Here is a 21,719-nt window from a genome sequence, read left to right as displayed (position 1 = left end):
TTAGCTCTAATGTTGTATGCGAGCTGAATACCCACTGGCATTTCACGAAATCACACGATGAGCACCATGGAGATGTTCGCGGGCCCGGCGTCAGCCGAGCCGGAGAGCGAAGGAGCCAGCGTTGCCGCGCTGCTCCAGGCACAGCCGGATGACGGGTGGCTGATCAGCGTGCGTGGCGACCAGGGCCGCTCCTCCAACAGCAGCTGGTTGCAGGCGGTGCCGGCTGGCATCCGCGAATCCGCGCTCGTCATGGCGGGACCGGACGAACCGGCCCCGGGGCGACCTGGGCCCAAACCCTGCACGATGGCTGGGAGCACATCCAGTCGATCCCCGCTGCGCAACAGCTGAACTTGCCGATCTACGAGCTGAACGCCCCCGAGCATGAAGTCCAGTTCGCCCCGCGTCTGCAAAACCTGCTGGCCGCGTCAGGCCATGGACCCGGCCTGGGATCGGGGCAAGAGACGAGAACCATCACGGACAAGGAATCCCGGACCATGCTCGCTTCTTTGGAGCACTCGTTGCAGCCCAGCAGCGGAACGCTCCCACACCGTGCAGCGATTGGACGGTGCGCAAGCTGCTCGGACATGTGGCGGGCATGAATCTGGTCTTCGCCGCCATGCTGTCCGGGAAGCGCCCGCCCTCTGGCGATGCCGATGTGCTGGGCAAGGATCCTGCCGACGCCTTCGCCCGCCCATCAGCTATGATTTGCTCGCCCGCCTCTGGGATCTGGCCCAAGCCAGCGGGCAGCTCGCTGATTCTCCGCGCTCCGGACGCTTCGTTCCCCCGCAGCCGGTCAGCGACGAGGCGCCGGCCCTGGACCGGCTCGCCGCGTTCCTCGGCCAGCCAGTGCTGTAGACCCCGCACCGATAATTTGCCCTCGATCCGCAGAAGTCCTTGAACCGGGCGCACCCCGGTGGTCAAATGGTGCCACACACCAAGACCAGACGGCGTGAGGGGCGAGCCAGATGTTCACGGGAATGCTCGGCAATTGCACGGTATCGGAGGTGGCCCGCGCCGAGCTCTGGTATGCCCGGCTCTTTGGCAGATCCCCGGATCGGCGGCCCATGGACGGATTGCTCGAATGGCACCTGGCCCCGGGCTACGGCGTCCAGGTGTACTGCGAACCCGAACGCGCCGGGCACAGCACCCTGGTCCTGGAAGTTGCCGATCTCGACACCCAGGCGTCGCGGCTGCTGGAATCGGGGATCGAGCATCACGGCCCGCAGCCTGGCGGCGGGGGGCGAATCCTGCAGCTACAGGATCCCGACGGCAATCGGGTAGTGCTCACTTCCCCGTTGACCGGCCTCGCGCGCTGAACCTGGCCTCAGGAACTCAGGCTTGCTCCGCTAGCCAATCGAATGACAACGGCAGCAGCTCTCGAGCGCTGACGCTGCGCGGCCCGTTCGGGGTATCGACGATGACCCGCAACTGCGGGTAGTTATCCGCCATCACCTGGCGGCAGCGACCGCACGGGTTCTTGATTCCGCGCCCCTCGTTGCCCACCGCAACTACCACCTGCGGGTTCACGGCCCCGGCGGCACGGGCCGCCCCGAAAGCCACCAGCTCGGCGCAGGGCCCGCCGGTGAAGTGGTAGAAATTCACGCCCGCGTGCATCGTGCCATTGGCAGCCAGCACCGCGGCCCCCATGGTGTGCACCCCGTCCCCGCCTTCGGGCGCATCGGTGGTGGCCTCGATGGTCTGCCGGGCCAATTCGATTAGTGCTTTTTCGGCATCAGCCAGTTCTCGATAGTGCTGCTGGTAGGGTGTCGCGTTCATGGCTCCAGCCTAGCTGCCGCGTCCTGTAGCCAGGCATCCCACGCCCCGCTGGCCAGCCCGGCCAGCAAGTCGTATCCTGCGGCGCGTGGATGCGCCCCGTCATCGGCGGCCACTTCACGACGCCACAGTTCATTGCCGGCCAGGTCTTCGTGGACGCCCAGATACGGCACCGTCTTCGGGCGGCAGATTGCTCGCATCTGCGCGTCCAGCTCAAGCAGTTCCGCGTTCAAGGCATCGTCGGCAAGCGCTGGCGGCCCGATCATCAATGCCGGCAAGCTCCGTTCCCCGGCCGCATCCAGGATTGCCGCGAGGCTGGGGATCCGATCTTCGGCTGCCAACCGTGGCTTCGCGCCCCAGCGAATGACGTCGTTGACGCCGAAGGAGAAGACCACGCCCACCGCATGGCCCCCTGGCGGGAGCCGCGCAGCGCATTCGGCTTCGAATCGCTGTCTGATCATGGAGCTGGTATCGCCGCGCACCCCGAGATTATAGCCAGTGAGCTCGTAGCCGCGTTTGATTCCCCGGGCGATAAGCCGTCCTGCCCATCCGCGGTGGGTTTCATCGCCGACTCCCGTGACCAATGAATCCCCCGACGAAGCACACTCGCAGCGCTGCACCCATGATGTCGGCTCGACCGGTTGGCTGTCTTGCCACCCAAGGCGAATCCTCCCAAAGATTCCAAGACGCAAAAAATCCGCTACCCGAACACTTCGGATAGCGGATTCTCCACTGCGGGCTAGTGGCCCTCGACGCTGGTTTCGTCGAACGGGCGGTTGCCGGCCAGCACGGCCTTGGCCTGGTCCATATCAATTTCGCTGGTCCATTTGCCAATCAGCAACGTGGCCACGGCATTGCCGGTGAAGTTGGTCAGCGCGCGGGCTTCGGACATGAACTTGTCGATGCCCACGATCACGCCCATGCCGTCCAGCAGTTCCGGACGGTGCGACTGCAGCCCCGCGGCCAAGGTGGCCAGGCCGGCTCCGGTCACTCCGGCGGCGCCCTTGGAAGCAATGATCATGAAGACCAGCAAGCCAATCTGCTCGCCCAGATCCATCGGCATACCCATCGCAGTGGACACGAACAATGCCGCCATGGTCAGGTAGATCGCGGTGCCGTCAAGGTTGAAGGAGTAGCCGGTGGGCACGGTGATGCCGACAACCGGCTTCGAAACACCGGCATGCTCCATCTTGGCGATCAAGCGCGGCAGGGCCGACTCGGAGGAGCTGGTGGAGAAAATCAGCAGGTATTCACGAGCCAGGTACTTGAGCAGCAAGAAGATATTCAGGCCGGTCACCACGCGCAGCAAGGAGCCAAGGATGACAACGATGAACAGGGCGCAAGTCAGGTAGAAGGCGCCCATCAGGATCGCCATGGAACCGATGGCGGCCCAACCGGTGGCACCGACCACTGCGGCAATGGCGCCGAAGGCACCGATCGGGGCAACCCACATGATCATCATCATCAGGCGGAAGACCACGGCCTGGATGTGCTTGATGCCGTTGAGCACCGGCTCGCCGGCCTTGCCCATGGACTGCAGGGCGAAGCCGACCAGCAGGGCCAGCACCAGGGTGGGCAGCACCGGGATGTCGCCGGGGATCAGTTCCAGCAAGAAGGCGACGGTGGCGTTCTCTCCCCCGCCGGTGCTCGCCTCATATGGCTCGAGCTTCAATCCGGATCCGGGGTTGATGATGTTGCCGACGACCAGGCCGATGGCCAGGGCGAAGGTGGACATGGTGATGAAGTACAGCAGGGCCAGGCCGCCGACCTTGCCGACCGTGGCGGCCTTGGCGATGGAGCCGACGCCGAGGGCGATGGTGCAGAAGATCACCGGGGCGATCAGCATCTTGATCAATGCCACGAACCCGGTGCCCAGTGGCTTGAGCGCCTTGCCGAGGTCCGGGGCGAGCAGTCCGACCGCTGCGCCGAGCACCACGGCGGCAATCACCATGATGTAGAGCCAGTGGGTCTTGTCTTTTTTCTTCGTTCCGGCCTGGGCTGAGTTGCCGCCCGGCTTGATGTCGTCAGTGACAGTCATGTGCTTAGTCCTACCCTTGAAAATTGCCTGCAACCGCCTCTAGCGTCCTTGCCAAGCCGGTATTACGTAGAATCGTTCTGTTCAATGGTGCGCGCCAAGGTGATGTGCATCTCTATTGCGTTCATATTGGTCACGCAGTAGCACTCCAAAGGACGACGCCGCAAGAGGAGGAGCGCAACATGACAGACCACTTCACGGACTTGTCCTCGCCCCGCGAGGCTCAGAACGATGCCATCCCCGCTCCGCTGAGCCGCAACGGCTGGTCTTTTGCGGTGCTGATCTTCGCCGCGCAAATGCTCGTGGTCATTTTGGTGGTCATTGGAATGGCGGTCTCGACCTACCGGCAACAGGCCCGGGTCATCCTCGACGACAAGCAAGCCACCGTTGCCGCGATCTCCATTACGCTGGCCAACGACCCTTTCGTGAGCAGCGCGCTGGCCGGGGACCATCCCTCGGAACTGTTGCAGCCCTACACCAACAAGATCCTGGACCGCGGCCAAGGTGTCGATTTCATTTCGATCATGACCCCGGACACCAAGCGCGTCACCCACCCCAATCCCGAGCGGATTGGCCAGAACTACGCAGGTTCCACCGAACAGGCGCTCGCCGGCCACACCTATAACGAGGTGGCGCTGGGAACCCTGGGCCGCTCGGTGCGCACCATTGCGCCGGTGTACCACGACGGAAAGCTTGTCGGGCTGGTGGCCACCGGAATCACCCTGGAGAACCTGCAGATGATCTACCGCAGCGAGGTACCGCAAATCTTGTTGGTTTCCGCACTCGCCCTGATCCTGGCCGGCTTCACCTCGTGGTGCTTCTCACGCTACGTCTACCAGGCGACCTTGGGCTTCGGCCCGCATGGCCTGCGCCGGCTCTATGCCTTCTATTTCTCCGCACTGCATTCGGTGCGCGAAGGGCTAGTGCTGCTCGATCGGCGGCATCGGATCGTGCTCTATAACCAAGAGGCCGCGAAATTGCTGGATTTGCCCGATGAGGTACCTCCCCATGGCCTGGATCTCAACCAGGTCCAGATGCCCGAAACCCTGCGCACGGTCATGGCCACCGGCCGCAGCTGCAAGGACGAGATTCATCTGGGAACCCGCAGCGTACTGTCCATTTCCCAAGGGCCCGCACGCTTGACCAACGCGGGATTGCCCCGGCGAGGCGGCGCTCCCCGGCGCTGGCTTGGCGTGCAGCCGCTCACCGGCCAGGTTCTGACCTTGCGCGACCTCACCGAGGTGCAGGAACTGGCCGGCGAGGTCCAGTCGCTGAAAACCTTCTCCACCGCCCTGCGAGCGCAAACCCATGAGCATGCCAACCGGCTGCACACCATCGCCACGCTGATAGAAAATGGCCAGAACGAGCGGGCCTTGGCTTTTGCGGTGGACGACCGGCAGCATTCGCAAAAGCTCACCGATGCCATCGTGCATTCCATCGATGACGCCTACCTCTCCAGCCTGCTGGTGGCCAAAGCCGCCCAGGCACATGAGCGCGGGGTCAAACTGGATATCACCGCGCAGGGATTCATCCCCGCCGATGCAGTGGCCGCCAGCGACATGGTCACCATTGTGGGCAATCTCCTGGACAACGCCCTGGACGTTTCGGCCGGCACCAGGGAATCCACCGTCTGGGTGGAGGTCACCGCGGGGCATGGGGAACTGATCATATCCGTGGCCGATTCCGGGCCCGGCATTGAACCGGAATTCCTGGACCAGCTGCTGCGTTTCGGGGTGAGCACCAAAAAGGGGGAGCAGCCGCGCGGACTGGGCTTGGCCCTGGTGCAGCAGGCCGTGCTGCGCCTGGGTGGCACAATGAATGTTGACAACGATGCCGGGGCGATCTTCACCGTGACCCTGCCGCTAGAGTCCAGCAGCTAGCCAAGGAGAGTTCCATGACAGATCCCCGCATCGTCCCACCCGCCCGTTCTTCACACGGCGAGGACATCGTTGTGCTCGTGGTCGACGACGAACCCGAAACGGCGGCATCCCACGCCAAGTACGTTAATCGGGTCCCCGGATTCGCGACCGGCGCGATCGCCAGCAACGGGCAAGAAGCACTGTCCCTGCTCACACGCGCCCGTAATTCAGGGGCCGCCTTCGATCTGGTCCTCCTTGACATGACTTTGCCCGATTTGCACGGGATTGACGTGGCCAAACGGATGCGCGGGCTGGGCCTGACCACCGACATCATCGCCATCACCGCGGTCCGCGATCTTGCCGTGGTCCGCTCCGCGGTCGCCACCGGCATCACCCAGTACCTCATCAAGCCCTTCACCTTTGCGGCTTTCAGCGAGAAGCTGGAGAATCACCGTCGCTTCATCTCCACCATGCGGTCCACCGGGCCGGACACCAGCCAGGCCGCCCTGGACACCGCCTTTTCCGCGCTGCGCACATCTACCGCTTCCGCTTCCCTGCCCAAGGGCCTGATCCCGGAGACCTTGGCACAGATCAGCGAGCATCTGGCCCGGCAGGCCGAGCGCTGCTTTTCAGCCACCGAACTGGGCGAAGAACTAGGCATCTCGCGGGTCACCGCGCGGCGCTATCTGGAGCACCTGTTCGAAACCAGGGCGGTGCTCAAACAACCGCGGCATGGCACCAGGGGCCGCCCGGAATATGAATACCGGGCAGCGCCTCGAAGCTAGGCCGCCAGCCTAGACTTGCGCACGCAGCAGCGGCACCAATTCATCGAGCACTGCAGGGTCTTCGATGGTGGATGGAACGGTGTACTCCTTGCCGTCGGCAATCTGGCGCATGGTCTTGCGCAGGATTTTGCCCGAACGGGTCTTCGGCAACGCCGCGACCACAGTGACTTCGCGGAAGTCCGCCACGGCACCGATCTGCTGGCGCACGAGGGCGACAATTTCCCGCGCCAATGTTTCGTCATCGATCTGCACGCCGGATTTGAGCACCACATAGCCGCTGGCGCGTTGCCCCTTGAGCGCATCCGCCAGGCCGATCACGGCGCATTCCGCGACCGCCGGATGGCTGGACAGCACCTGCTCGATGGCGCCGGTGGACAGCCGGTGCCCGGAAACGTTGATCACGTCATCGGTGCGGCCCATCACGAAGAGGTAGCCGTCCTCATCCAGGAACCCCGAGTCCCCGGTCAGGTAGCATCCCTCGATTTGCGCCAGATACGTGTCGATAAAGCGCTGGTCGTTGCCCCACAGCGTGGTCAAGGCACCGGGTGGCAACGGCAGGCGGACAACAATATTTCCCTCCTGGCCCGCCGGCAGCTGCTCGCCCAGGCCATCGCGAATCTGCACCGTGAAACCAGGCACCGGGGTGGTGGGCGATCCCGCCTTGGCCGGCAGGGCTTCCAGCCCCAGCGGATTCGCGGCGATCGGCCAGCCGGTCTCGGTCTGCCACCAGTTGTCCACCACGGGAATCCGCAGAAGATCGGAGGCGAAGTGGAAGGTTTCCGGGTCCAGGCGCTCTCCGGCGACAAACAGCGCCCGCAGGCTGGACAGGTCATGGCTGGCGATCAGCGCCCCCTGCGGATCCGCCTTGCGCACGGCCCGCAAAGCAGTTGGCGCGGTGAACATCGTTGTGACCCCGTGGTCCTCGATAATGCGCCCAATAGCTCCGGCATCGGGCGTGCCCACCGGCTTGCCTTCATAGAGCACCGTGGTGGCTCCGGCGATCAGCGGCGCGTACACGATGTAGGAGTGGCCGACGACCCAGCCGACATCGGAGGCGGTGAACATGGTGTCCCCGGGATGCACATCATAGATGGCGTTCATCGAGTATTGCAGCGCTGTGCCGTAGCCACCGGTATCACGGACCACTCCCTTGGGCGCACCGGTGGTGCCCGAGGTATACAGCACATAGAGCGGATGGGTCGATGGCACTGGCACGGCCGCGGCGGGAGCTGCCTGCTGCGCCTGCTCATCCCAGTCCAGCCAGGTGATCTGCTGGCCGTTGATCGGCTGATTCCGGTATTCGGCGAGGCCATGCTCGAACCCGTCGCGGTGGGCCACGATCACGTCCTTAACCGCTGGTTCTGCCAGCGACAGCGCCTCGGCCACCGCCGGCAGGTATTCGATGCGCCTGCTCGGCTCGATGCCGCCGGAGGCGGTGACCACCGCGACCGGCGCGCAGTCGGTAATACGGGCCGCCAGTTCCTTCGGGGCAAAGCCGCCAAAGACCACCGAATGCACGGCGCCGAGTCGAGCGCAAGCGAGCATGGCGATCACGGCCTGCGGGATCATCGGCAAGTAGATCAGCACGCGGTCCCCCGTCGTGACACCGCGTCCGGCCAGCACGCCGGCGAAGGTCTCGACTTCACTGAGCAGCTGGGCATAGGTGTACGATTCGACGCTGCCGAGCATGGCGGAATCGTAGATCAGTGCGGTGTTCTCCCCGCGGCCTGCGGCGACGTGGCGATCCAGCGCGTTGACCGAGAGGTTGAGCTTCCCGTCGGGGAACCATGAATACAGCGGCTTGCGCGAGTCGTCGATGGCCGCCTGCGGAGCAACGTCCCATTGGAGATCCTGGGCCGCTTGCAGCCAGAAAGCAGCGGGGTCATGGGTGGCTTGGGCAAAGGCCCGACGGTATTCCTGTGCCATTGTACTTTCCTCCTGGCACCGGGCGTCATTACCCGGCATCTGCGTGGTGACTGAGGTCGTCCTCTGCCTCAACTTTATGAGGGCAATCACACCACCGCAAGGTTTGTGTATACATGGATTGAAAATCTATGCGGATTTTTCGCCACATCTCTCGCTTTTGCCAGTTCCATGTATACAATTGCAGCATGAGAGCAAGCGACAAGGTCTACGAGAGCCTGCGCGCCGACATTGTCGAATGGCGCTTGGCCCCGGGTACCGTACTTGCCGAAGTTGAGCAGTCAGAACGCCTGGGGGTGTCGCGGACGCCCGTTCGAGAAGCGCTGGGGCGGCTGGTTGCCGACGGACTGGCAGTACAGCAACGCGGACGCGGCACGGTCGTCTCGGAGGTCAGCGAAGACCATGTGGAAGACCTGTTCGTCCTGCGCGTGGCACTGGAATGCGCCAGCGCTCGGCAAGCTGCCGGCTCTGCGCAACGCGCAAGCTTCGCAGTACTGGCGCAGCGTTTCGAGCTTGCCGCCCACGAGGTCGAGATCCCGGGAACCCGCGAGGCCTACTACCGGCTAGTGCAGCTGCTCGATGATTCCATCGACGAAGCAGCGAACAACAAATACCTGTCCAACGCACTGCGCACCCTGCGAGTCCACCTGCAAAGGGTGAGGCGCATGGCCAAGGACAATCCGGAACGGCTCAAGGCCTCCGCCGGCGAACACGCCGCCATAGCGCGAGCGATTGCCAGCGGGAATCCCGAGGTTGCCGCGGCGGCCACCACAGTTCACCTGCACCAATCCCTCACCCACATCATGGCCCACGCGGCCGGATCAGAAAGGCAATGATTATGATCAAGCACCCTGTACGCGTATACCGCTCCGAGGAGAACCTGGCTCGCGAAGACCAGCTGGCACATAAGATCGCTGCCGTCGCCGCCGATCCGGTAGAGGTCACCGCCGAAGTGACCGACATGATCATCAACCGCATCATCGACAATGCCTCGGTGGCCATCGCTTCGCTGAACCGAGGCCCCATCGTGGCCGCCCGCGCGCAAGCGCTGACCCACGCGCCATCCACCGGCGGATCCGGCGCCTCGGTCTTCGGCATCACCGAAAAAGTCTCCCCCGAATGGGCCGCCTGGGCCAACGGCGTGGCCGTGCGCGAACTGGACTACCACGACACCTTCCTGGCTGCCGAATACTCCCACCCGGGCGATAACATCCCGCCGATCCTGGCCGTAGCCCAGCACGCAGGAGCTTCGGGCAAGGAGTTGATCCGCGGCATCGCCACCGGCTACGAAATCCAGGTGGATCTGGTCAAGGCCATCTGCCTGCACAAGCACAAGATCGACCACGTCGCGCACCTGGGCCCATCGGCGGCCGCTGGCATCGGCACCCTGCTGGGTCTGGATGTCGAGACCATCTTCCAGGCCGTTGGCCAGGGGCTGCACACCACCACCGCTACCCGCCAGTCGCGCAAGGGCGAAATCTCCACCTGGAAGGCCCATGCCCCGGCCTTCGCCGGCAAGATGGCTGTCGAAGCTGCCGACCGCGCCATGCGCGGCCAGACCTCCCCAGTGCCGATCTACGAAGGCGAAGACGGCGTGATCGCATGGATGCTCGATGGCAAGGACGCCGCCTACGAGGTTCCGCTGCCAGAGGCTGGCGAAGCCAAGCGCGCCATCCTCGACACCTACACCAAGGAACACTCGGCCGAATACCAGGCCCAGGCCTGGATCGACCTGGCTCGCAAGCTGCACAACGAGCACCCGGAAGCTGCCGATCCGAAGAACGTGGCCTCGGTGCTGATCAAGACCAGCCACCACACCCACTACGTCATCGGCTCCGGCGCCAACGACCCGCAGAAGTACGATCCGACCGCCAGCCGCGAGACCCTGGACCACTCGATTCCATATATCTTCACCGTCGCATTGCAGGACGGCGCTTGGCATCACGTGGATTCCTACTCGCCAGCGCGTGCCGGCCGTGCCGACACCGTCGAGCTGTGGCACAAGGTCACCACCGAGGAAGACCCGGAGTGGACCCGCCGCTACCACTCGCTGGACATCGCGGAGAAGGCCTTCGGCGGCTCGGTGGAAATCACCTTGGCCGACGGCACCGTGATCACCGATGAGATTGCAGTGGCCGACGCGCACCCGCTGGGCGCACGTCCCTTCGCCCGCGAACAGTACATCAACAAGTTCCGCACGCTGGCCACCGGCCTAGTGGACGACGCTGAAATCGACCGCTTCATCGCGGCCGCCGAAAACCTGGAAAACCTCGCCGCCGGTGAACTGGACCAGTTGAACATCATTGCCGCAGCCGGCGTGATCGATCCTGCGGCCGCACCGAAGGGCCTGTTCTAATATGTTGTACTCAACGAAGACTCCTGCCGCGAAGCGGCAAGCGCTGCGCGAATTGCTCACCCCGGGGGCTGCCCGCCAGTTCCCCGGCGCCTTCAACCCGCTCTCGGCCAAGCTGATCAGCGAGAAGCAGTTTGACGGCATCTACATCTCCGGCGCAGTGCTCGCCAACGATCTGGGCCTGCCCGATATCGGGCTGACCTCGTTGACAGAGGTAGCCACGCGTGCCGGGCAGATCGCCCGCATGTCCGACTTGCCGGCGATCGTGGATGCCGACACCGGCTTCGGCGAACCCATGAACGTGGCCCGCACCATCCAAGAGCTGGAATACGCCGGGCTGGCTGGCTGCCATATCGAGGACCAGTTCAACCCGAAGCGTTGCGGCCACCTGGACGGCAAGAATGTGGTGGATACCGCCACCATGCTCAAGCGCATCGCTGCCGCCGCCGACGCGCGCATCGATGAGAACTTCCTGATCATGGCCCGCACCGACATCCGCGCGGTGGAAGGCCTGGACGCTGCAATCGACCGGGCCAAGGCCATGGTGGATGCCGGCGCCGACGCGATCTTCCCCGAAGCGATGAAGAACGTCGCCGAGTTCGAGGCCGTGTGCAACGCGGTGGACGTACCGGTTTTGGCGAATATGACCGAGTTCGGCAAGTCCGAACTGTTCAACCGCCAGGAGCTGGCCGACGCCGGTGTCGCGTTGATCATCTACCCGGTCACGTTGCTGCGCAGCGCCATGGGCGCGGCCGAACGTGTGCTGGATGCGATCAGCGAAGATGGCACCCAGCAGCGCGAGGTGGATAACATGTTAACCAGGTCACGTCTCTACGAGCTCGTGGACTACGAAGCCTACAACCGCTTTGACACCGGAATTTTCAATTTCCAGGTCCCGACCTTGGACATTGATTCCAATAGCGCGAACCTCTAGGTTCTCGCGAGATAACTACCCCGTGCGCCGGTCGGCCCGCCCGGCCGGCGCACTCCCAATGCATTAGTTCTCCGCCAATGAAGAGGAGCAAGAATGACTACCACCGAGGAAATCAAAAAAGGCCTGGCAGGCGTCGTCGTTGACTACACCGCCGTCTCCAAGGTCAACCCGGAAACCAACTCGCTGCTGTACCGCGGCTACCCGGTCCAGGATCTAGCGGCCAACAAGTCGTTCGAAGAAGTCGCGCTGCTGCTGTGGACCGGCGAGCTGCCGACCCAAAGCGAACTCACCGAGTTCACCGCCTTTGAACGAGCCAACCGGGCGCTGGATCCCCGAGTCAAGGCCGCGATCGACTTGCTCCCCACCGACTGCCACCCGATGGACGTTGGACGCACCGCGGTCTCGGTGATCGGCGCAAACCACCCAGAAGCCGAGAACTCCTCCCCCGAAGCCGAGCTGCTCAAGGCCAAGGAGCTCTTTGCCGCCTTCCCGGCTGTCGTCGCTTACGATCAGCGCCGACGCCGTGGACTGGAGCTCGTCGCTCCCCGCGAGGACTTGGACTATTCCTCCAACTTCCTGTGGATGACCTTCGGCGAAGAAGCCGCCCCAGCGGTGGTTGATGCGTTCCGCGTCTCGATGGTGCTCTACGCGGAGCACTCGTTCAATGCCTCGACCTTCACCGCCCGCGTAATCACCTCAACCCTGTCGGACCTGCACTCGGCGGTCACCGGCGCCATCGGAGCCTTGAAAGGCCCGTTGCATGGCGGTGCCAACGAAGCGGTGATGCATACCTTCACCGAGATCGGCATCAACAAGGACGAATCCCGCGAAGACGCGGCACAGCGCGCCAAGGCATGGATGGAAGAAGCGCTAGCTGCCAAGCAGAAAGTCATGGGCTTCGGACACCGCGTGTACAAGCATGGCGACTCCCGCGTGCCAACCATGAAAGCCGCTTTGGATCGGATGATCGAGCATTATGGCCGCCATGAGATGCTGGGGCTGTATGACGGGCTGGAAGCCGCCATGGACGAAGCGAAGTCCATCAAGCCGAATCTGGATTACCCGGCCGGCCCAACCTATCACCTGATGGGCTTCGACACCGAGATGTTCACGCCGATCTTCATCGCGGCTCGCATTACCGGCTGGACGAGCCACATCTTCGAACAGCGCGCGGCGAATGCGCTGATCCGCCCGCTCTCTGCCTACAACGGCTCAGAGCAGCGCGCACTGTAGCACGCGTTCAGCGAGCAACGATGGCCACGCGGCCGGCAACTAACTACCGGCCCCGTGGCCATCGTTATTTGCTGGCCGCTGGCACCGGTGCGACTCGGAGACCAAGGTTGCGGTTTCGAAACGAGCAACCTATCGTTTAACGATAGAAACATTTCGAAGAACGATAAGGTCTAGCGCTATGGGAAAATTCAGCATTGTCGGCCTCAAGGTAGTTTTGGCCCTGATTCTGGCTGGCACTCTTTTCGTGCAGCTATTCATGATCCCGATGATCTTGATTCACGAAGCACCTGGAAACGGTACCGATAAATTCTTTCAGGCTTCGTTCCTCGGCTACCTGTTCGTGGCTGGACTCATTATTGAAACTTGCGTCTACTGCGTCTGGAAGCTAGCAACCAGGGTTAAGCGAGGCACCGTATTCGACCCCGCATCGCTGGGTTTTGTCACTCCAATCATCATTGCCTTTGCCATCGGCTCGGTGGCAACGCTGGCATTGGGCGTCATCTTCGCGGCCAGCACCGAAATCGCGCCGGGAGCAGTTCTCCTCGTTGGCGGCGCTGGATTACTGATGGTCGGCATCAGCATTATCGTGCTCGTCTTGCGGCAGCTGCTGGAGCAAGCAGCGATGACCCAGGCGCAAGCTGCCGAACTTCGCGACGAATTGGGTGGCGTGATCTAGTGGGGATACGTGTTGAGGTCGATGTCATGCTGGCCAAGCGAAAAATGGGGGTGGGCGAGCTATCAGAGAAAATCGGCATCACTCCAGCGAATCTTGCAGTGCTGAAAAACGGCCGGGCTAAAGCCGTCAGATTCAGCACCCTAGAAGCATTGTGCCGTGAATTGGAATGCCAGCCAGGGGATTTGCTGATGTTCGAGGAGGACAGCGATGGCGAAAGCACAAACTAATGACCAGAGCTAGTCCCACGCTTCAAAATTGATTGATCGTACTGACGCATTATCGGTGGCTAATACTATAGTTGCCGTGAACCGCTGACCCGCTGCCAGTTGCGGCAGCCACATGCTGGAGTCTTGCCACATCTGATCGACTGGCAACTGGTCCACACGCGACCACAGCGGCTCGAGTTCGTCGCTAATGTGCACCTCGCCCGAGGCTGAACGCGCAATATAGGCCGTGCAGTCCATGTCGGCGTCAGGCAGGGCGCTGAACCTGAAATTAATCTGAGCAGTGTGCGTCAGTTCTGCTGCCGTAACCCGCAGTCCGGTTTCCTCGAAGAACTCTCGTATGGCCGCGTCCATCACCGGCTCCCCCGGTTCTGCTTTGCCGCCAGGCAAGACGATTTTGCCTCGCCCAAATCCTCTCAGCTTTCGCCCCAGGAGAATGTGCGGGCTGCCTTCTCGCTCAGCAATCAACGCCACCAGTGCCACCGGACGGGCAGCCGTCGACTGGTTCTCCCCACCCATAGCTACTTGACCCTTGGATGGGCCAATTGATAAGCCTCACGCAACGAATCAACCGTCACTTTGGTATAGATCTGAGTCGTGGTTACCGATGCATGTCCGAGGAGTTCTTGAACTACGCGGACGTCCGCGCCACCTTCCAGCAGGTGAGTGGCGAAAGAGTGGCGCAGCGTATGTGGCGATACTTCCACATTGATCCCGGAACGCTCCGCCGCCTTGCTGATTAGTAGCCAAACGGACTGACGGGAAAGCCGACCACCGCGCTGGTTCAGAAACAGTGCGGGTGTGCCCTTGCCCTTCAAGGCCAGTCCAGGGCGCGAACGCACCAAATAGTCGCTGACTGCCCTCTGGGCATACCCGCCAACGGGAACGATGCGCTCTTTAGAACCTTTTCCGAAGAGCCGGACTACTGCGTCTTCGGCAAAATGAAGGTCGTCCACATCGAGATCAACGACCTCCGAAATTCGTGCTCCCGTGGCGTACAGGAATTCAAGGATGGCCTTATCGCGCAGTCCCGCGGGTGTGTCGGTATTGATCGAATCAAGCAGCCGGCTAACTTGCGCAATTGAGACGGCTTTGGGCAAGGATTGCCCAATGGCTGGTGGCTGAATCTCGCGTGCAGGATTCGGAGCACACATTCCTTCGAGCTCCCAATACTTGTGCAGTTGCCGAATCGCCACAGCATGACGAGCCACGGACCGCGCTGCCAGCGGCTTGTGTGTCTCGTCCCCGCGAGAGAGATCCTGCAGATATCCGCTGATTGTGGCCGCAGTAATCTGCTGCAGATCTGTTAGCTGGTAAGCCTGCAGGGCGTGGACGTAACGGGAGAGATCGCGCCGGTACGATGCCAAGGTATTCTCAGCCAGGCCACGCTCGATAGCCAGGTGCTGCAAGTAGCGTTTGACCGCCCGCTCAAAAGATTCACTCATCCTTCGCGCAAATAAGGGTGAACGTCGAACGGCTCGTTCGCGTCGCGCAGATTGGTGTAGTTGCTTGATCGCGCGGCTTGAGCCGCCAGGATGGCGATCATTGCCGTTGGATTGTGGATTTTTCCGGCCAGAACCGCGGCAACCGCTTCCTCAAGGGGTACCCAGGTGCTGATCATTTCGGCTTCTTCTTCGGTGCGCTCGTGCTGCTGATCTTCGGGAACGAGCCGCGGTTCACGAGCCAGATAGACTCGCACGGCTTCCGCTGAAGAACCCGGGGTCAGGAAGACGTCGGTCAAAATAGCCCAATGCTCGGCTGTTCGATCTGCTTCTTCCCACAGTTCTCGCTTTGCTGCATCCAGAGGTGCCTCGCCGTCGACATCCAATAGCCCTGCTGGGATCTCCCATAAACGCATGCCAACTGGATGACGGTACTGATTGACCATGAGCACGCGCTCTTCATCGTCCATCACCAGGACACTGACTGCGCCAGGGTGGCTGATGTAATCACGCTCGATAGTCCCACCGGTATCCGAAAGCTTCACCGAGTCGTGAATGACGTTCCAGATACGCCCTTCATACACAGTTTCCCGGCTCAGCAGTTCGCGGGGAGAGAATTCGTCAGAAATCGGAGGCATCGGCACCGGATTCATCCTTTGGTAGGTAAGAGCTGTCCTTCATTTTCAAGCTTAAACAGCTGCGCGCCGGTCAAGAGTGACCGGCGCGCTAGCGCTTGCAGAGAATTCACTCTGCTCGGGTATATCTAGCTACGCTGCTCCAGAGCTGCAGCAACCAGACCCGCGAACATCGGGTGAGGTCGGGTTGGGCGGCTGGAGAGTTCAGGGTGCGCCTGGGTGGAAACGTAGTAAGGGTGCACGTCCTTTGGCAGCTCAACGAATTCTACGAGGCTGCCATCCGGCGAGGTGCCGGAGAAGACCAGGCCTGCTTCTTCAAGCTGCGCACGGTACGAGTTGTTGACTTCGTAACGGTGGCGGTGACGTTCTGCAACATCGGTCGTGCCGTAAGTTTCGGCGAGGACCGAACCTGCGGCCAATTTGGCTTCATAGAGGCCGAGGCGCATGGTGCCACCCAAGTCGCCCTTGCCGTCGACGATCTCCAGCTGCTCCTCCATGGTCGCAATGACCGGGGTGGTGGTTTCTGGATCGAATTCAGTCGATGAGGCGCCTTCGAGGCCTGCCACGTTTCGTGCGTATTCAATGACCATGGACTGCAACCCCAGGCACAGGCCCAAGGTAGGCAGCTTGTTCTCGCGAGCAAAACGCAGAGCGCCCAGTTTGCCCTCTAGGCCACGGATACCGAAACCGCCGGGAACGCAAATCGCTTCAGCACCAGCAAGGGCCTTGGCAGCCCCAGCTTCGGTTGCGCAGTCGTCAGCTGGAACCCAGCGGATGTTGACCTTAGCGTTGTTGGCGAAACCGCCAGCACGCAGTGCTTCGGTCACCGACAGGTAGGCGTCAGGAAGGTCGATGTACTTGCCAACCAGGGCAACCGTCAGTTCGGTGCTGGGGTTGTGCACGACGTCGAGCAGTCGATCCCACGAGGTCCAATCAACATCGCGGAACTTCAGTTCGAGAGTCTGAACGATGTAAGCATCCAGGCCCTGTGCGTGGATGACCTTAGGAATGTCATAGATGCTTGGTGCATCTGCGCAGTTGATGACGGCTTCGGTGTCCACGTCACAGGTGCGGCCGAGCTTGGCGCGCATTTCAGCTGGAATCGGACGGTCCGAACGGATCACCAGGGAGTCCGGCTGGATACCGATGGAACGCAACGCAGCGACTGAGTGCTGGGTTGGCTTGGTCTTCAATTCATGGCTTGGGCCGATGAAAGGCACCAGGGAAACGTGGACGAAGAAGGCGTTCTTGCGGCCGATGTCCTGGCGGACCTGGCGAGCTGCTTCCAAGAACGGCTGGGACTCGATATCGCCGACGGTTCCACCGATTTCGGTGATAATCACGTCTGGAGCCGGCTTCCCAGGAGCAGGATCGGTGGCTGCCAAACGCATGCGGCGCTTGATTTCATCAGTAATGTGAGGGATCACCTGAACGGTATCGCCCAGGTACTCGCCACGACGTTCACGTTCAAGAACGGTTGAGTAAACCTGACCGGTGGTCACGTTGGCGGTACCTGGAAGGTTTTCATCCAGGAAACGCTCGTAGTGTCCGATATCCAGATCGGTTTCGGCGCCATCATCGGTCACGAAGACTTCGCCGTGCTGGAATGGGTTCATGGTACCTGGATCGACGTTCAGGTACGGGTCGAGCTTCTGCATGGTCACGGAGAGACCACGAGCTCGAAGTAGATGTCCAAGGCTGGATGCCGTCAAACCCTTACCCAGGGATGAGGCCACACCGCCGGTGACGAAGATATGCTTTGTCGTTTCAGACGACCGAGAATCACGAGTTGAATTACGCTGCACCACGGGATTTCATCCTATCACCATTCCAATATTTCGCATCCTTCTAGAACTCTAGTGCACCTTGACCCGAAGCCCTAGCGTCGGCGCAATTCAGCCATTCATCAAGACTTTTAGCCCGAAAATCAATTTGCAGTGGTGAGCGATGACACTAGAATCTGGGCTTCGGAAAGCAGTTCCTCGGCATGCGCCTGAGCTGTGTCCGATTCCTCTTGGCCCGCCAGCATTCGCGCCAATTCCTTGACGCGCGCATCTTGATCAAGGCTGATCACATCGCTTGCGGTGTACCCGGCGCCTGATTTTGATTTCGCGTCCGAATTCTTGATCACCCTGATATGGCGATCCGCATATGCGGCGACCTGAGGCAGATGCGTCACGACGATGACCTGCACGTGTCGGGCTAACATTGCCAGGCGTTCGCCAATGGCCACGGCAGCCTTGCCGCCAACACCCTGGTCGACTTCGTCAAAGACAAAGGTCGGCACCGGGTCAACCGCTGCCAAGACGACTTCAATGGCCAGCATGACACGCGATAGCTCGCCGCCGCTGGCACCCTTCCCCAAGGGGCGAGGGGACGCGCCTGCATGAGGCGAGAGCAACATCGAGATGGCGTCCTGGCCGAATGCCCCTGGCTCATCCAATTCGTTGACCTCGATGACGAGTTTGGCGTCGGGCATCGCCAAGACCTTCAATTCAGCCGAGACCTGCGCGGAAAGTTTCTTTGCTGCCTTGCGGCGTGACTCGGATAATTCCGAAGCCAGGGACGCGACATGGTGCTCTTGCTCAACGACTTGGCCTTCAAGTTCTTCGATCCGCGAATCGTCACCGCCGAGTTGTTCCAGCCTGGAACGGGCTTCGGCCGCCCAAGCGATCACGTCATCAATGCTCGGAGCGTATTTGCGCATGAGCTTGCTGAGGTCGGCGCGGCGCGCTTCGATTTGCGCGAGCCGCTCCGGGCCTTCTTCGTCCAGATCGGCGGCATAGGCGGCAAGATCGCTGGAAAGTTCTGAAGCGAGGATCCCCAATTCAGCGGCGCGTTCGGCAAATGAAGACAGCACGGGGTCATCACCGCTGGCCTGCGCGAGCACTCCCCTGGCGGTTTCCACCAGAGTGGTGACGCCAGGGTTTTCAAAGTCCTCGGAGTCGATCACGGCCTGTGCTTGCTGGCTGGCCGATCGCAGCGACTCGACGTTGCCCAGCTTGATGGACTGCTCACGCAGAGTTTCGTCTTCACCGGGTTGCGGATCAAGAGAATCAATCTCGTCCAGGGCTAGACGCAGGTTTTCGGCTTCGCGTACACGGTTGCGCGATTCGGTTTTCAGGCTTGAAAGTTCTTTGACCGCCGAGCGCCACTGTCGGTACGAACGCTGGTAGCTGCTCAACAGGCGGCTGAGCGACTGGCCGGCGTAGCGATCCAGCGCGTCACGTTGGGCGACCGGTTCCTTGAGCCGGATCTGGTCGGATTGGCCATGGACCGCAACGAGGTCATGGCCCAGTTCAGCAAGCAAACCCACAGGGGCGCCGCGCCCGCCGATAGTAGCCCGGGAACGCCCTTGCGCCGAGAGCGATCGTGAAAGCAATAATTCGCTTTGTTCGCCGGCAGGTTCGATGAAGGCGCCCGCCTGGCTTGCCGCGTCAAGAACGTGATGGTCAGGTGGCAGATGCACCACGGCTTCGGCCAGCGCATGCTTGGCGCCATTGCGAACCGCTCCGGCATCCGCACGTCGCCCCAGCAGCAACGACAGGGCGGTAATCACCATCGTCTTGCCAGCACCGGTCTCACCGGTGACCACCGTGAGCCCCGGGCCCAGAGGTAAGGTGGCCTCGGTGATTACACCAAGGTTGGAGATCTGGATTTCCTGAATCATTGCCTGCTCCCGAGTCTCGAGTTCAAGTCGTACCGTGCGAGTTTAGTATATGTGTTCTAACCTCTTTTTCGTAACTTTGTTCGACCCTGTGGAAAATTTTTCGAGAAACTCGTTGCCTACGCGTTGTCCTCAGGCCGAGCGACCATCGGAATTCCCGGTTCATCACGGTGATGCGGCTCGACGCTTTGCAAGCCAGGCCCAACGATCGGAAGGGCGGTGGTAGCAGGGCGGCGAGTATCTTCCTTGGCTGGCCCGCGCCACCCTGTGATCGGCAATTCGAACTTGTTGACAAGTCGTTCAGAAAACGGAGTGGTGTTAAGGCGAGCCAGATACACCGGCCGGCTGCTTCGCGTGACTTCCACGCGCGCTCCGGGCGGCAGTTCAATCGTGCGCCGGCCATCGCACCAGAGCACGGCACCGGCATCGGTTCGGGTGAGGATTTCCACGGCCATCACCGAATCCGGGGAAACTACCAACGGCTTGGCGAACAACGCATGGGCTGAAATGGGCACCATGATCAGCGCGGCCACATCTGGCCATACCACGGGTCCGCCAGCGGAGAAGGAATATGCGGTAGAACCGGTAGGGGTTGCCATCACCACTCCGTCGCAGCCGAAAGTGGAAATCGGGCGACCGTCAACTTCGATCACGACCTCGATCATGCGCTCTCGGTTGGCCTTTTCCACGGCTGCTTCGTTGAGGGCCCACGTCTGCGCAAGGCAAACATTGTCGAGCCAGACCTTGACCTCGATGGTCATGCGCTCTTCCACGGTGTAGGCCTGGTTCACCAGCGCATCTACGGTGGCTGCGAGCTCACTGCGTTCAGCTTCGGCTAGGAAGCCCACATGCCCGAGGTTCACGCCGACCAGTGGCAGCGGGGCTTCGCGGACAAGTTCGGCGGCACGAAGCACCGATCCGTCTCCCCCGAGCACGACGCCCAGATCCACGTCATCGATCTGGCAGTCTTCGCCCAGGATCTCGATGGCGTCCATGGGCTTGCCGATGGCCTCGGTCATGGCCTCATGGTCTTTACGCCGCATCACCGTTATGGCACCGGCAGACTTGAGCAGGGAACAAGTTTCTATGGCCGCGGCAATCGCTTCTTGGCGTCCGGTATGGGTGAAAACTAGGATTCGGCGCAAGGCGGGCGGCCCCTCTCAGGATTGTGAGGTGCAAAATGACCAAGGCGTTCGACCCCAGCTAATGCACGTCACTTCTAAGAATAGTCAACGTTCTGCTCGATCAGCGGAACATCTGCAGGCAGTGCATTCTCGCTGGCCATGAGCCAGAGGAAGAATTCGACATTGCCGTCTTGGCCGGGCAGCGGACTGCGTGCCAGGCCTCGCAAATTCAGCCCCGCTGCCCGTGCGCTGGCAATAACGGCCTGGACTGATGATTGGCGCAGTTGCGGATCGGTGACCACGCCGGTGCGGATCAGATGTTCGCGACCGACCTCGAACTGGGGCTTGACCATCAGAACCAGCGACCCGCCAGGCTTGGTGGCGCCGGCCAAGGCATCAATCACCAGCCGCAGCGAGATGAAGGACAAGTCGGCTACTACCAGGTCGACAACTCCCCCAATATCATCGAGCGTGAGGTAGCGGACATTCAGCCCCTCATGAACTGAGACCCGGGGGTTTTCGCGAATTTCTGCGACGAGCTGGCCATGGCCGACATCGGCTGCGACCACATGTTCTGCACCTCTGCGCAATAGCACGTCGGTAAAGCCGCCGGTGGATGCCCCGGCATCCAGGCAGCGCAGCCCGGCGGGATCGATACTGGTAAATACATCTAGTGCGCCAGCCAGTTTATGTCCGGCGCGGGACACGTACTCTTCGCCTTCGCTGGGCAGCACTTTCAGCTCATCCGTTGGCGCAACCTTCTTCGAAGCCTTGGTCACCGCGGTGCCATCGAGCAAGACGCGTCCGGAGGCGAGCAGCTTGGCCGCCTCGGTGCGCGAACGCGCCAGGGCACGGGTAACGAGTTCTTGATCAAGCCGATTCACCGGCCATGCTCCGTACGGTTGAGTTCTTGCTGCAGTCCATCGAGCAGCCGCTCATAGATGCCTGCATGTTCGGTAATGTCGTGATCGGCCAGCGATGACAGCGCCTGCTCCACCTGCGCATCGTCCATGCCAAGCGGGCCGGGAGCCGGCTGGGGGTTCTGCGAGTTCATCG

23 protein-coding genes and 1 pseudogene are annotated in these 21,719 nt (G+C 61.7%); 11 read left to right on the top strand and 13 right to left on the bottom strand.

All coding sequences use genetic code 11. The features are described from left to right. Positions 1 to 50: 50 nt before the first annotated feature. Positions 51 to 383, bottom strand: coding sequence for a hypothetical protein (locus tag OF385_RS05570; protein ID WP_264277364.1), 333 nt, complete (start codon positions 381 to 383; stop codon positions 51 to 53). A gap of 65 nt (positions 384 to 448) precedes the next feature. Between OF385_RS05570 and OF385_RS16710 the strand changes: the two are divergent. The 3 genes and pseudogenes from OF385_RS16710 to OF385_RS05560 all read left to right on the top strand — a co-directional run. Next, positions 449 to 607 (top strand): annotated as a pseudogene (locus OF385_RS16710) (maleylpyruvate isomerase N-terminal domain-containing protein); the annotation flags it as partial. Positions 608 to 705: 98 nt separating this feature from the next. Next, entirely contained in the window at positions 706 to 855 is a 150-nt protein-coding gene (locus OF385_RS05565) for a hypothetical protein (protein WP_264277363.1), read from the top strand. Positions 856 to 965: 110 nt separating this feature from the next. Then, the gene (locus OF385_RS05560) at positions 966 to 1,316 is read left to right on the top strand and encodes a VOC family protein (RefSeq protein ID WP_264277362.1); all 351 of its coding nucleotides are present in this window, start codon (positions 966 to 968) and stop codon (positions 1,314 to 1,316) included. A 16-nt stretch (positions 1,317 to 1,332) separates the two neighbouring features. Here OF385_RS05560 and OF385_RS05555 read toward each other — a convergent pair whose 3' ends face one another. The 3 genes from OF385_RS05555 to OF385_RS05545 form a co-directional block, all read right to left on the bottom strand. Continuing rightward, a complete protein-coding gene (locus OF385_RS05555) occupies positions 1,333 to 1,776 on the bottom strand; it encodes a cytidine deaminase (RefSeq protein ID WP_264277361.1) in 444 nt (147 codons plus the stop codon). Next, the gene (locus tag OF385_RS05550) at positions 1,773 to 2,357 is read right to left on the bottom strand and encodes a GDSL-type esterase/lipase family protein (RefSeq protein WP_264277360.1); all 585 of its coding nucleotides are present in this window, start codon (positions 2,355 to 2,357) and stop codon (positions 1,773 to 1,775) included. The genes OF385_RS05555 and OF385_RS05550 overlap by 4 nt, the downstream gene beginning before the upstream one ends. A gap of 155 nt (positions 2,358 to 2,512) precedes the next feature. Beyond that, on the bottom strand, positions 2,513 to 3,811 hold the full coding sequence (locus OF385_RS05545) for a cation:dicarboxylate symporter family transporter (protein WP_264277359.1): 1,299 nt from the start codon (positions 3,809 to 3,811) through the stop codon (positions 2,513 to 2,515). Between the two features lie 179 nt (positions 3,812 to 3,990). Between OF385_RS05545 and OF385_RS05540 the strand changes: the two genes are divergently transcribed. Beyond that, a complete protein-coding gene (locus tag OF385_RS05540) occupies positions 3,991 to 5,688 on the top strand; it encodes a sensor histidine kinase (protein ID WP_264277358.1) in 1,698 nt (565 codons plus the stop codon). 14 nt (positions 5,689 to 5,702) lie between these two features. Continuing rightward, positions 5,703 to 6,452 carry a response regulator gene (locus OF385_RS05535; protein WP_264277357.1) on the top strand — a complete coding sequence of 250 codons (750 nt, stop codon included), beginning with the start codon at positions 5,703 to 5,705 and terminating at the stop codon, positions 6,450 to 6,452. A 9-nt stretch (positions 6,453 to 6,461) separates the two neighbouring features. Here OF385_RS05535 and OF385_RS05530 read toward each other — a convergent pair whose 3' ends face one another. After that, entirely contained in the window at positions 6,462 to 8,378 is a 1,917-nt protein-coding gene (locus OF385_RS05530) for an AMP-binding protein (protein WP_264277356.1), read from the bottom strand. Positions 8,379 to 8,563: 185 nt separating this feature from the next. Here OF385_RS05530 and OF385_RS05525 point away from each other — a divergent pair, with 185 nt between their 5' ends. The 6 genes from OF385_RS05525 to OF385_RS05500 all read left to right on the top strand — a co-directional run bounded on the left by OF385_RS05525 (position 8,564) and on the right by OF385_RS05500 (position 13,798). Next, entirely contained in the window at positions 8,564 to 9,211 is a 648-nt protein-coding gene (locus OF385_RS05525; protein WP_264277355.1) for a GntR family transcriptional regulator, read from the top strand. A gap of 2 nt (positions 9,212 to 9,213) precedes the next feature. Beyond that, the gene (locus OF385_RS05520) at positions 9,214 to 10,731 is read left to right on the top strand and encodes an MmgE/PrpD family protein (RefSeq protein WP_264277354.1); all 1,518 of its coding nucleotides are present in this window, start codon (positions 9,214 to 9,216) and stop codon (positions 10,729 to 10,731) included. A 1-nt stretch (position 10,732) separates the two neighbouring features. Beyond that, on the top strand, positions 10,733 to 11,662 hold the full coding sequence (gene prpB, locus OF385_RS05515) for a methylisocitrate lyase (RefSeq protein ID WP_264277353.1): 930 nt from the start codon (positions 10,733 to 10,735) through the stop codon (positions 11,660 to 11,662). A gap of 93 nt (positions 11,663 to 11,755) precedes the next feature. Beyond that, a complete protein-coding gene (locus OF385_RS05510; RefSeq protein WP_264277352.1) occupies positions 11,756 to 12,895 on the top strand; it encodes a bifunctional 2-methylcitrate synthase/citrate synthase in 1,140 nt (379 codons plus the stop codon). A 178-nt stretch (positions 12,896 to 13,073) separates the two neighbouring features. Further along, positions 13,074 to 13,571 (top strand): DUF2975 domain-containing protein, encoded by a 498-nt coding sequence (locus tag OF385_RS05505; protein ID WP_264277351.1) that lies wholly within the window; start codon positions 13,074 to 13,076, stop codon positions 13,569 to 13,571. A 26-nt stretch (positions 13,572 to 13,597) separates the two neighbouring features. Beyond that, positions 13,598 to 13,798, top strand: a complete 201-nt coding sequence (locus tag OF385_RS05500; protein WP_413468105.1) for a helix-turn-helix domain-containing protein — start codon at positions 13,598 to 13,600, stop codon at positions 13,796 to 13,798. Positions 13,799 to 13,807: 9 nt separating this feature from the next. Here OF385_RS05500 and OF385_RS05495 read toward each other — a convergent pair whose 3' ends face one another. The 8 genes from OF385_RS05495 to OF385_RS05460 all read right to left on the bottom strand — a co-directional run bounded on the left by OF385_RS05495 (position 13,808) and on the right by OF385_RS05460 (position 21,717). Next, the gene (locus OF385_RS05495) at positions 13,808 to 14,314 is read right to left on the bottom strand and encodes an 8-oxo-dGTP diphosphatase (RefSeq protein WP_264277349.1); all 507 of its coding nucleotides are present in this window, start codon (positions 14,312 to 14,314) and stop codon (positions 13,808 to 13,810) included. A 2-nt stretch (positions 14,315 to 14,316) separates the two neighbouring features. Then, positions 14,317 to 15,240 (bottom strand): site-specific tyrosine recombinase XerD, encoded by a 924-nt coding sequence (gene xerD / locus OF385_RS05490; protein ID WP_264277348.1) that lies wholly within the window; start codon positions 15,238 to 15,240, stop codon positions 14,317 to 14,319. Then, positions 15,237 to 15,875 carry an NUDIX domain-containing protein gene (locus OF385_RS05485; protein ID WP_264277347.1) on the bottom strand — a complete coding sequence of 213 codons (639 nt, stop codon included), beginning with the start codon at positions 15,873 to 15,875 and terminating at the stop codon, positions 15,237 to 15,239. Before OF385_RS05485 ends, xerD begins: the two co-directional genes overlap by 4 nt. Positions 15,876 to 16,000: 125 nt before the next feature. Continuing rightward, positions 16,001 to 17,680 carry a CTP synthase gene (locus tag OF385_RS05480; protein WP_319019261.1) on the bottom strand — a complete coding sequence of 560 codons (1,680 nt, stop codon included), beginning with the start codon at positions 17,678 to 17,680 and terminating at the stop codon, positions 16,001 to 16,003. A 119-nt stretch (positions 17,681 to 17,799) separates the two neighbouring features. Next, on the bottom strand, positions 17,800 to 19,542 hold the full coding sequence (recN, locus tag OF385_RS05475; RefSeq protein WP_264277346.1) for a DNA repair protein RecN: 1,743 nt from the start codon (positions 19,540 to 19,542) through the stop codon (positions 17,800 to 17,802). Positions 19,543 to 19,658: 116 nt separating this feature from the next. Then, positions 19,659 to 20,684, bottom strand: a complete 1,026-nt coding sequence (locus OF385_RS05470) for an NAD kinase (protein ID WP_061952461.1) — start codon at positions 20,682 to 20,684, stop codon at positions 19,659 to 19,661. 74 nt (positions 20,685 to 20,758) lie between these two features. Continuing rightward, positions 20,759 to 21,547, bottom strand: a complete 789-nt coding sequence (locus OF385_RS05465; RefSeq protein ID WP_264277345.1) for a TlyA family RNA methyltransferase — start codon at positions 21,545 to 21,547, stop codon at positions 20,759 to 20,761. Then, positions 21,544 to 21,717 carry a hypothetical protein gene (locus OF385_RS05460; protein ID WP_264277344.1) on the bottom strand — a complete coding sequence of 58 codons (174 nt, stop codon included), beginning with the start codon at positions 21,715 to 21,717 and terminating at the stop codon, positions 21,544 to 21,546. The genes OF385_RS05465 and OF385_RS05460 overlap by 4 nt, the downstream gene beginning before the upstream one ends. Positions 21,718 to 21,719: the final 2 nt, after the last annotated feature.

This window comes from Glutamicibacter sp. JL.03c, from assembly GCF_025854375.1.
In the GTDB taxonomy this organism is placed as follows: Bacteria; Actinomycetota; Actinomycetes; order Actinomycetales; family Micrococcaceae; genus Glutamicibacter.
The sequence above is the reverse complement of the archived record's forward strand: the minus strand, read 5'-3'. Positions and strand labels throughout refer to the sequence as shown.